Annotated in this window: 10 protein-coding genes; 7 read left to right on the forward strand and 3 right to left on the reverse strand. The window is 71.9% G+C overall.

From position 1 onward, the window contains the following. The first annotated feature begins 24 nt into the window (after positions 1 to 24). From BMY97_RS44435 to BMY97_RS44450, 5 genes are all read left to right on the forward strand, one after another. The gene (locus BMY97_RS44435; RefSeq protein ID WP_091629558.1) at positions 25 to 300 is read left to right on the forward strand and encodes a hypothetical protein; all 276 of its coding nucleotides are present in this window, start codon (positions 25 to 27) and stop codon (positions 298 to 300) included. Between the two features lie 111 nt (positions 301 to 411). After that, entirely contained in the window at positions 412 to 588 is a 177-nt protein-coding gene (locus BMY97_RS47615; protein WP_177231858.1) for a hypothetical protein, read from the forward strand. A 20-nt stretch (positions 589 to 608) separates the two neighbouring features. Further along, complete coding sequence (locus BMY97_RS44440) at positions 609 to 2,495, forward strand: RiPP maturation radical SAM C-methyltransferase (protein WP_091629560.1); 1,887 nt, start codon at positions 609 to 611, stop codon at positions 2,493 to 2,495. A gap of 10 nt (positions 2,496 to 2,505) precedes the next feature. After that, on the forward strand, positions 2,506 to 3,123 hold the full coding sequence (locus tag BMY97_RS44445) for a DUF5825 family protein (protein WP_091629561.1): 618 nt from the start codon (positions 2,506 to 2,508) through the stop codon (positions 3,121 to 3,123). Next, positions 3,120 to 4,352: an MFS transporter gene (locus BMY97_RS44450; RefSeq protein WP_091629563.1), complete on the forward strand. Its 1,233-nt coding sequence runs from the start codon at positions 3,120 to 3,122 to the stop codon at positions 4,350 to 4,352. The genes BMY97_RS44445 and BMY97_RS44450 overlap by 4 nt, the downstream gene beginning before the upstream one ends. A gap of 28 nt (positions 4,353 to 4,380) precedes the next feature. Here BMY97_RS44450 and BMY97_RS44455 read toward each other — a convergent pair whose 3' ends face one another. Continuing rightward, positions 4,381 to 4,974, reverse strand: a complete 594-nt coding sequence (locus BMY97_RS44455) for a TetR/AcrR family transcriptional regulator (RefSeq protein WP_091629565.1) — start codon at positions 4,972 to 4,974, stop codon at positions 4,381 to 4,383. A 125-nt stretch (positions 4,975 to 5,099) separates the two neighbouring features. Here BMY97_RS44455 and BMY97_RS44460 point away from each other — a divergent pair, with 125 nt between their 5' ends. Beyond that, on the forward strand, positions 5,100 to 5,975 hold the full coding sequence (locus BMY97_RS44460; protein WP_091629567.1) for an NmrA/HSCARG family protein: 876 nt from the start codon (positions 5,100 to 5,102) through the stop codon (positions 5,973 to 5,975). A gap of 64 nt (positions 5,976 to 6,039) precedes the next feature. On the opposite strand, the gene BMY97_RS44465 is transcribed toward BMY97_RS44460, so the two are convergent. Continuing rightward, the gene (locus BMY97_RS44465) at positions 6,040 to 6,408 is read right to left on the reverse strand and encodes a hypothetical protein (RefSeq protein WP_091629569.1); all 369 of its coding nucleotides are present in this window, start codon (positions 6,406 to 6,408) and stop codon (positions 6,040 to 6,042) included. Positions 6,409 to 6,603: 195 nt separating this feature from the next. Between BMY97_RS44465 and BMY97_RS44470 the strand changes: the two genes are divergently transcribed. Beyond that, positions 6,604 to 9,462, forward strand: coding sequence for an AfsR/SARP family transcriptional regulator (locus BMY97_RS44470; protein ID WP_091629570.1), 2,859 nt, complete (start codon positions 6,604 to 6,606; stop codon positions 9,460 to 9,462). 28 nt (positions 9,463 to 9,490) lie between these two features. Here the strand turns inward: BMY97_RS44470 and BMY97_RS44475 are convergent. Further along, a partial coding sequence (locus tag BMY97_RS44475) for a TetR family transcriptional regulator C-terminal domain-containing protein (RefSeq protein ID WP_091629572.1) occupies positions 9,491 to 9,944 on the reverse strand: 454 nt, incomplete at its 5' end.

Genomic DNA, 9,944 nt, shown 5'->3' on the forward strand with positions numbered 1-9,944 from the left:
CGTTTCGGTGATGGAGAAACTGTCATGATGTCTGCCCCGAGTCTGCTCGATCCGGCTGCCGAGGAGCTGAAGCTCGCCGACTGCAGCGGTCTCAGCGCGGTGGAGATCGCCCGCGCGGCTCAGGCGTTGCTGGGTGAGCGGTTCAGTTCGGTGAGTTTCATGTACGTCCTGATGCGCGCCTTCGAGGTCGACTTCTACGCCGCGCGCGACGCTTCGCGCTGGCACGAGTTCCACGGTGGCCCGCGGGCACTGTCGGACGCCGACCTGGAGACGTTGCTGGCCCCGTGGCTTGACCGCTGACGCTTTACCGACGGGCCCCGCGGAATTACCCTGTTGCGTGGGGCGGCCGGCAAACGACTTCGCCGGCGCGTCATCAAGTTTCGGAATTCGTATCGAAACGAGGGGGAGAAGATGGAATCCACACGCACTGCCGCGTTCGCGGTGACGAAACTCGGGGAATCCGACGATCTTTCCGATGCTCCGACGCCCGCGCTCACCGTGACGCGCCTGGCCGAGCGTGACGAGCGCGGTGGCACCGGCCGCGGCGTGACCATGTACAACGAAGCCGGCGCTGCGAAACCGCGCTGAGCGGCGGAGCAGGCGTTTCGATGCCCCACGGGCAGGTTCCCCGGACCTGTCTGGTGTCGATGCCGTGGCACTCGCTGCACCGTCCCTCCCTCGCACTCGGCGTTTTGCGCGCGGCGTGCGCGCGGGAGGGACTTCCGGTCCCGGTTTCCTACCATGGCAGTCTCGCCTTCGCCGACCTGATGCTGCGGGCCGGGCTGACCGTGGGCGACTACGCGGAACTGGCGGACACCGGTTTCCACCATTCGCTCGGCGAATGGATCTTCGCGGGCGCGCTCAACGGACCCGATTTCGGCTATGCGGGCATGCGGGAGCTGGCCCGCCGCGCCGGCCTGCCGTTCCGCGTCGCCGCGGCGGCGCGTGAGCTCGCGGACGAATTCGCCGATCAGGCCGCCGACGCGATTCTCGCCCACGAGCCGGAATTGGTCGGCTTCAGCGCGACCTTCAGCCAGACCATCGCCAGCCTCGCGGTGGCCCGGCGGATCAAGGACCGGCGGCCCGGCGTGCGGATCCTGATCGGCGGCTACTCGACCGACGGCCCGATGGGCGTGGCGCTGCACCGGGAATACCCGTTTGTCGACTACGTCCTGCGCGGCGAGGCCGACGTCACCTTCCCGAAACTGCTTCGGGCCCTCGCCGAATGCCACGCGACCGGAACCCGCGACGGCCTCGACGACGTGCCCCAGCTGTGCTGGCGTGACGACGACGGCGCCACCCGGGTCAGCCCGGGCCCGTCCCGGCTGGTCTCGCCGGCGTCGATCACGACACCGGACTACGACGACTGGTTCGCCGCCGTTCCCGCTTCCGTCGCGGCCCGGGTCGAACCGGAGCTGGTCGTGGAGTCCTCCCGCGGCTGCTGGTGGGGCGCGAAACACCACTGCGTCTTCTGTGGCCTCAACGGCACCGCGATGACCTACCGGGCCAAGCCCGCGGAGTCCTTTGTGGACGAAGTGCTCGGGCTGGTGCGCCGGCACCGGATCCTCGACGTCACCACGATCGACAACATCCTGCCGAACGAGTACTACCGGTCGGCGCTGCCGGGGCTGGCCGGCGCCGGCCACGACCTGCGGATCCACTACGAGATCAAGGCCAACGCGCAGCTCGGGGACGTGGCCGCGCTGCGGGCGGCCGGGGTGTGGGACGTCCAGCCCGGCATCGAGAGCCTGGTCGACGACGTGCTGTCCCGGATGCGCAAGGGCGTTCGCGGGGCGCACAACGTGCGGATGCTGCGTGACGGGGCCTCGGCCGGGCTCACCATCAGCTGGAACTGGTTGTACGGGTTTCCGGGCGAGCACGTGGCGGACTACGCCGCGGTCGTGGCCCAGCTGCCCGCCCTGGTGCACCTGCAACCGCCCAGCGGCGCGGCACGTATTGCCCTGCAACGGTTTTCGCCGAACTTCGACGATCCGGGCCAGGGCTTCATCGAGCGCAGCCCGGCGGCGGGGTCGCGTCTCGTCCACGACATCGACGACCCGGAGCGGCTGGCCGAGCTGGTCTACTCCTTCGACACCCCGGACCGGGGACTCACGGCCGAGGAGGTCGCGCCGCTGGCCGACGCGCTGGCCGCGTGGACCGCGGGCTACCCGGGGAGCACGCTGATCGCCCGCACCATCGGCGACGTCGTGGTGATCCGGGACCGGCGCCACGGCTGGGCGCCGGTCGACCACGTGCTCGAGCACCCGCGTGAGATCGCGGCCTGGCAAGCACTGGAGACCGGCCGTGCGCCGCTGCGGGTGCTCGCCGAACAGAACCACGAATGGGACCCCGACGAGTTCGGCCACTGGCTCGGCCGGCTCGAGGAGGCCGGTCTGGTCTTCACCGACGGTACTTTGTGGATCACCCTGGCCACCTCGCCTGTCGTGGCGCGGAAAACCCACCTGCCGTTGTCGGTTCTCGCGCCGTCCGCCTGAAAGGAGCTGCATGCGCACCCTGTCCGCTCCGCACCCGGAGTGGCCCGAAACGGTCGAACTCGACTTCGGCCGGATCGACGCCGATCCCGACGCCGCACTGCGGTTCGTGGCCGGGCTGGCCGGGAGTGCGCAGCGGCTGCGGCTGCCGGAGCCGTTCGCCTTCGGCGAGCAAGCGCACCGCGACGCCACGATGGTGCGCTTGCTCGCCACCGCCGCGGCGGCGTTCGTTCCGGTGGACTGGACCTTGCGGAAGTCGTTGCCGGGCACCATTCCCGAACGCGCGCTGTGTCATCTGCCGCCGCCGCGGGACGACGGGGAACCCGGCCGCCGCTGGCGCGAAGCCCACGGCACGGGCACCTGCACCTACCGCTACGGCCCGGGGTTCGTCCTCATCCACGACACCCGGCCGGGCGGGCCGATCAACCGCGTGCACGTCGAAGCCGGCTGGGTCGACGCTTTCCGGACCCTGGCCGGCACGGACCGGCCGCCGGCCGACGGGCCCGCGTCGGATCTCGTCGACCAGCTGGTGGCGCACCAGCTCGCGCTGCGGCTGGACGACCGGTACGCCGTTGTGCTGCCCTACCACGCGGATCGGCGTCCGCCACCTGGCCGGGAGCCGGGCCCATGACCGGCGAGCCGACGCCGTCGGCCGGGCTGCGGGGGCATCGCGCGTTCCGCTTCTTGTGGACCGCGGACGCTGCTTCCCAGCTCGGTACCGCCGCCGCGACGGCCCTGGTGCCCCTGCTCGCCGCGACCACCCTCGGCGCCAGCCCGCTGCAGATGGGCCTGCTCACCGCGGCGGAGACCGTCGCGTTCCTGGTCATCGGCCTGCCCGCCGGTGCCTGGATCGACCGGACCCGCCGTCGCCGCGCGGTGCTCGTCGGCGCCGACCTCGTCCGGGCCCTGCTGTTCTTCGGGCTTCCGGTCGCGGGCTGGGCCGGCGTGCTGGACTTCGGGCAGCTGCTCGTCACGGCTGCCCTCGTCGGCGTCGCGACCGTGTTCTTCGACGCCGCCTACCAGGCGTACCTGCCGGTGGTGATCGGGTTGGAGAACCTGGAAACCGGCTACGCGCGCCTGCAGGTCACCCTGTCGGTCGCCGCGGCCGCCGGGCCCGGCATCGGCGGTGTGCTCACTCGGTTGATCGGTGCTGCCTCCGGGCTGGTGCTCACCGGGGCGGGTTACCTGGCTTCGGCCGCGCTCCTTTCGCGCGTCCGGGCCGACGTGCCGCCGATCCCGCCGCGGCCGCGGAATGTCCGGCTACGCACCGAGATCGCCGAGGGCCTGCGTTATATCGTCCGCCACCGCCAGCTCCGCCCGCTGGCCATCGCGAGTTCTGTCGCCGCGTTCTTCACCGCGGGCATCATGTCCATGGAAGTCCTGTTCTTCACGCACGACCTGCACCTGGACGCGGCGGGCGCGGGCGTGCTGCTGGCCCTGTCGGGCGTGGGCAGCGTCATCGGCGCCGCGACGACGGGCCGCTGGACCCGCCGCATCGGGGCGGCTCGCGCCAACTGGCTGGTGCCCGTGCTGACGTGGCCGCCCCACCTGCTGCTCCCCCTCGCCCAGCCGGGCCCGATCGGCTTGGCACTGGCAGCAACGGGAATCGTCATCCACGCCGCCGGCGCCACGACCTACAACGTGATCGTGATGACCCGCCGCCAGCACCTGACCCCGGACGCCCTGCGCGGCCGCGTCCACACGAGCATGCGGGTGCTGATCTGGGGAACCATGCCCCTCGGCGCACTGGCCGCGGGATTCCTCGCCGAATCGGTGGGCACCCGCGCGACCCTGACGATCGCCGTCGCCGGAATCCTCCTCGCGATCGTGCCGGCGGCTCGGTCCGCGCGCGAAGGCTGAGTTTTCCTTTTGCCGGCCGGATGTCGTCCTAGGTGGCCGATTGCCGAGGGCGTAGCCCGTCGACCACGATCGCGATCAGCTGGTCCGAGGTCCCGCGGAGCCGGCCGCGGCGCCCTGCCGCCGCCGCGCCGATGAGCAGGTCCAGCACGTCGGCGATATCGACGTCCGTTCGCACGGCCCCGGCGGTTCTCGCGTGCTCGAGCAGGGCGTCAAACGACCTGATGAACTCTTGCCGCAGCTGCCCGGGCAAGGCGATCCCGGCGCCAGCGTCGTCGTCGAACGCGTCGCACAGCGCCTGATTGAGGGCTACTTCGCCGACCAGGTGGGCGAAGTAGCCGAGAAACGCCTCGCCCGACGGGTTCTCGGCCGCGGCCAGTGTCCGGGCCTGTTCGGTGAACTCCTCGACGCGGCCGAGGAGGACGGCCTCGAACAGCGCGTTTCGAGTGGGGAAATGCCGGTAGACCGTGCCGACGCCGACTCCGGCGCGGCGCGCGATCTCGTCGAAGGACACCGACAACCCGTCGACGGACAGCATTTCCCGAGCGACGGCCAGTACTTGATCGCGGTTGCGCCGGGCGTCCGCGCGCAACGGCCGGGTGAGCGGCCCGGCTTTGTCCACCATGGCCCGATCTTAGCCCCGGTCTGGTCAACCGGAGAACTCTCTCCGTATAGTGGCTAGACGGAGAGAGTTCTCCGGTTAGCCCGGGCTCGTCGCCGCGGCTATCCGGACCGAGCACGGAGGACCCAGTGGACCAGGTTGTTTTTGTCGTCGGCGCGACCGGGCAGCAGGGCGGGGCGGTCGCGGACCGCCTGCTCACCGACGGATGGCGGGTGCGGGCCCTCACCCGCGATCAGGACAGTGCCAGGGCCCGGGCACTGGCGGACGCGGGCGCGGAGGTGATCACGGGCTCGCTGGAGGATCCGGCGACGATCGATCGCTGCGTCGACGGCGTTTACGGTGTGTTCAGCATGCATCCGGGGCCGGTGGCACCCGATCAGGACGAGGCCAAGGCCGGCAAAGCCATCGCCGATGCCGCGGTGAAATCCGGTGTGGCGCACGTGGTTTACAGCTCTGGTCTGGGGGCCGACCGGGGCGGGCAGCCCACCAAATGGGAGATCGAGCAGTACCTCGCCGCCTCGGGCGTCTCGGCCACCGTGCTGCGGCCGAGTTCTTTCATGGAAAACCTGATCACCCAGTCCGCCATCGTCGGGGTTCGTGACGGCGCGTTGCGCACCGCCGCCGCCCCTCACGTGCGCCAGCAGTTCATCGCGCTCGACGACATCGGCGCCTTCGCCGCACTCGCGCTGGCAAGCCCGGATGAATACCGCGGCCGGACCCTCGAACTGGTCGGCGACGCGCTGACCCCGCCGGAGGTCGCCGCCGAGATCAGCGCCGCCGTCGGCCAGGAGGTGCCCTACCTCCAGCGTCCGATGGAGGAATTGCGTCGTATCGACGAACGGTTCGCCCGCGGCTACGAACTGATCAACAGCGGCGACGGCAGTGTCCCCGACGTCGATGTCGACGAATTGCGTGCCTTGCACCCGGAATTGCTGGACATGCGGAGCTGGCTGAGCCGTAAAGGGGCGGAGCTGATCCGGCCGTTGCTGGATTCGCGGCCCTGATCGCCGGTGCCGAGGCGGCGGGTGGGGCCGCCTCGGCACCGGGCCGGCTTGCCGCAGAAGTGGATCAGGGACAGTGGATCAGGGACAGCAGTGGCGCGCCGCCGGCCTCGGAGGCGTGCGCGTACCCGTTCACGGTGCCGGTGGAGACAACAACACTCTTCCCGATCACGTGTTTCCAGGCCCGGCCGCTGACGTAGGTGTTGCCGTACTGCCCGGACACCACCTCGCCGTTGCGGAAGTCGCCGATGTGATGCGCGGAAGTGGTGCTTCTCCCGCTGTACACGAACAGGTAGTCGTTACTGGCCACATTGGTCACGCGGTACGTGCACCAGGTGGTCGGGGTGGGCGTGGCGGAGGCCGGCGTCGCCAGTGCGGCCGCCGCGGCCGCGGCCAGCAGCGTCGTGGACACCGTGACCATCGTGCGTCTGAACATGGGAACTCCCTCGGCTGTCGGGCGGGTCTCACCGTTTCCCCGTGAACGGTCGGCACGATCGTGGCCGGGGCGCCCTATCCGTTCGCTATCGAGTTCCGGCGGCGGGCATCGGGGCGGGCCGGATCGGTGCTGGAGAAACGGGGTGGGGCCTGGCTAAGCTGGGTCGGTCGGCCGGATGCGGGGGAGGCATCGCCGGTGCTGGAAATCGATCTGCTCGGCCCGGTCCGGGTTTCCGCCGAGGGACGGGCGGTGCCGGTGAAAGGGCGGCTGGGCCGCACGGTGCTCGCGGCGCTCGCGCTGGAACCGGGGCGGACCGTCCCGGTCGAGCGGCTGATCGACGCGTTGTGGGGCGAAGGGCCCCCGGCCACCGCGCGCCAGCAGGTGCACATCCAGATTTCGAAACTGCGGGCCGCCTTGGCCCAAGCCGGGGTGGCGGACTTGATCGGCACCGAGGCCGACGGCTATCGGCTGCGCGCCACCCGGATCGACCTCGGCGAAGTGGTCGACGCCCAGCGGCTCGCGCGTGCCGATGGACGCCCGGAGACGGCCGTGACCACGCTGCGGGCCGCGCTGAAACTGTGGCGGGGCACTCCGCTGAGCGGGATCAGCCCGCACCTGGCGGCACTGCAGCGTCCCCGGCTGGACGAACTGCGGCTGAGCCTGCTCGAGGACTGCCTCGACGCGGAGCTGGCCTGCGGGCACGCCGCCCAGGTCGTGCCGGAGCTGACCGAGCTGGTGCGGGCGCATCCACTGCGCGAGGGGCTGCACCACCGGCGGATGCTGGCGTTGCACCGCTGCGGCCGGCGGGCCGACGCGCTGGACGCGTTCCGCCACGCCCGGCAGGTCCTGCGGGAGGAACTGGGCATCGATCCACCCCGCGAGCTGGTCGAGCTGGAGCAGGAGATCCTGGCGGTGGACCCGGCGCCGCCCCGGCCTGCGGGCCGGGACGTGCCCGCGCAGCTGCCGCCCCGGACCCGCGGTTTCGCCGGGCGCGAGACCGAACTGGCCGCGCTGGGCGAAGTCCTGACCGGCCCGGCCGCCGAGCCGCGGTTGCTGCTGCTGACCGGCATGCCCGGCGTGGGCAAGACGGCGCTCGCGGTGCAGGCCGCGAACGCCGTGCTCGACGCCTTCCCCGACGGCCAGCTGCACGCCGACCTGCGCGGGGACGGCCCTCGCCAGGCGTCCCCGCAGGAAGTGCTCGGCGGCTTTCTGCGTGCGCTCGGCGTGCCGGCCCGGTCGATGCCGGCCGACGTCGTCGGCCGCTCCGCGGAGTTCCGGAGCCGGACTGTCGGCCGCCGGCTCCTGATCGTGCTGGACAACGCGGCGGCCGCCGGCCAGCTCGAGCCGCTGCTGACTGCGGAAGCCGGCTGCGCGACGCTCGTGACCAGCCGCGCGGTGCTGCCCGAGCTGGAGTCCGCGGTGCGCGTCTCGGTCGGGCCGCTGGCCGACGACGTGGCCCGGGCCGTGGTCGCGAACGTCGTCGGCCCGCGGCGGATGTCCGACCCGGCGGCGATCACGACGATCGTCAAGGCCTGCGCCGGACTGCCGCTGGCGCTGCGGCTCGCGGCCGGGAACCTGGCCGCGTTCCCGGCGCTCAGCGCGGCCGAAATGGCCCGGCGGCTGGCCGACGACCCCGGCCGGATGCGCACGTTCACCGCCGGGCACCGCAGCGTCCGCGGCAGCCTGAACACCGCCGTGCGGCTGCTCGAACCGCAGGCCCGGCAGGCGCTCCTGGCCGTGTCGGCCGCGGACTGGCCGGATTTCCCCGGCTGGGTGCTGGCCCCGGCGCTGGACACGGGCTTGACGCGGGCCGGGGAACTCGTCGCCCGGCTGGCTTCGATGCACCTGGTCGAGCCCGCCGGCCCGGGCCCGGACGGCGTCCCGCGCTACCGGACCCACGACCTGGTCCGCGCCTACTGCCGCACGATCGACCCCGGCCTGGCGCCGGCCGCGGCCGACCGGCTGATCGCCTGGGCGGTCGCGCTCTCGGCCGCCGTCAGCCGCGAAATCACCCACCGGCCGCTGAGCCATCCGGTGGTCGCCGAGGCCGCGGGCGACCTCGAACCGGACGTCAGCGCGCGGCTGGCACCCGAGCCGTTGCGGTGGGCCGGCGCGGACGCCGGCGTGCTGATCACCCTCGTCGAGCTGGCCCTCGACCGGGGGCGGGCCCGCGCGGCGGCGGCGCTGCTGCTGGCCCTGTGTGAGCCGCTGGTCCGCCTCGACCTGCTCGACCCCCTCGCCCGCCTCGCGCCCCGGCTCGCCGCGATCGCCGGGCCGGACGTCACCGCCCGGGTCGTCGCAGCCCTGGTCACCGCGGCCGTCCGGCTGCACCGCGGCCGTTACTCCGACGTGCCGCGGGTGCTGGCGGCGGTCCGCCCGATGCTGTCCGATGTGGACCCGGAGCTGCGCGGTGACGTGCTGGCTAAGCTCGGTGACGCCGCGGAGCGCTGCTGCGACGTCCCGGCCGCGCTGGCCGCGCTCGGCGCCGCCGCGGCCGACTACGAGGCCTGCGGCAACGTGGCCGGCCTCGCCGGCTGCCACAGTTCACTGTCCACATTGCACCGCGAGCAGCTCGGTGACCCGGACGCGGCGTTGCGGCATGCGCGAAAAGCGTTGCGGTACGCCGAATCCCTGGGAGATTGGAAGATCACCGCCCAGGCGAAGATCTCCGTCGTCCACATCAGCCTCGCGGTCGGCGACCTGCCGTCCGCGCGCCGGCACGCGGCCGACGCGCTCGCGCTGGCCGAGCATCACGGCGATCCGGTCGGCCGGACCTGGTGCCTGATCGTCAACGCCCGGGCGCAACGCGAGTCCGGCGATCTGGCCGCCGCCCGCTCGTTCGCCGACCGGGCGCTGCCACTGGCGCGGCAGACCCGGCGTCCCGACGCCGAAGCGGCCATCCACCTCGAGTACGCGCGAATCGACCGCGCCGCGGGCTCGCCTGCCGCGGCCGTGCGGCAGGCCCGGACCGCGCTCGGACTCGCCGGAAAGTTCGACAGCCCGTTCGAACGGGACCGGATCGAGCAGCTGCTGGCCGAACTCGCCGCCGAATGAATCCGCCGGGACGGGCGAAGCGCCGGCGCTACCGATCTTCGAGTTCACCGGGAGCAGGGACCAGCGCGAAGGTCTCGACGTGGTCGATGGCTGTCTGCAGGGCGTCTCGCAGTGGGGTGATGTCGCGGGTGACTTGGGCGAGGAGCATGCCGCCTTGGAAGGCGGCGAGCAGGAGGTGGGCGAGTTGGGTGGGTTCCGCTTGGGTGTTGATGTGGCCGAGGTTCTGCATGCGTTCGAGTCCGTCGCGGAAGATGTCTCGCCATTGTGTGAACGCGGTGGTGAGTTGTGTGCGGACGTTGAGGTCGGTTTTGATGATTTCGCTGGCGAGTGAGCCGAGGGTGCAGCCTTCTTGGCAGGCGCGGTCGTAGGCGATGTAGAAGTCTGCCCAGTCCCGAAGGGTGTCGAGGTTGTCGAAGTGGGTGAACCGCTTACTGCGGTGGAAGGTGAGGATGCGTTCGGCTTGCCATTCGATGACGGCGAGG

Source organism: Amycolatopsis saalfeldensis, assembly GCF_900110575.1.
GTDB lineage: Bacteria > Actinomycetota > Actinomycetes > Mycobacteriales > Pseudonocardiaceae > Amycolatopsis > Amycolatopsis saalfeldensis.

What these genes read in the sequence shown, in the direction of transcription:
- BMY97_RS47615 (WP_177231858.1), top strand. Translation starts at nt 412, where the DNA reads ATGGAATCCACACGCACTGCCGCGTTCGCGGTGACGAAACTCGGGGAA.
- BMY97_RS44450 (WP_091629563.1), top strand. Translation starts at nt 3,120, where the DNA reads ATGACCGGCGAGCCGACGCCGTCGGCCGGGCTGCGGGGGCATCGCGCG.
- BMY97_RS44465 (WP_091629569.1), bottom strand. Translation starts at nt 6,408, where the DNA reads ATGTTCAGACGCACGATGGTCACGGTGTCCACGACGCTGCTGGCCGCG.
- BMY97_RS44435 (WP_091629558.1), top strand. Translation starts at nt 25, where the DNA reads ATGATGTCTGCCCCGAGTCTGCTCGATCCGGCTGCCGAGGAGCTGAAG.
- BMY97_RS44455 (WP_091629565.1), bottom strand. Translation starts at nt 4,974, where the DNA reads ATGGTGGACAAAGCCGGGCCGCTCACCCGGCCGTTGCGCGCGGACGCC.
- BMY97_RS44440 (WP_091629560.1), top strand. Translation starts at nt 609, where the DNA reads ATGCCCCACGGGCAGGTTCCCCGGACCTGTCTGGTGTCGATGCCGTGG.
- BMY97_RS44445 (WP_091629561.1), top strand. Translation starts at nt 2,506, where the DNA reads ATGCGCACCCTGTCCGCTCCGCACCCGGAGTGGCCCGAAACGGTCGAA.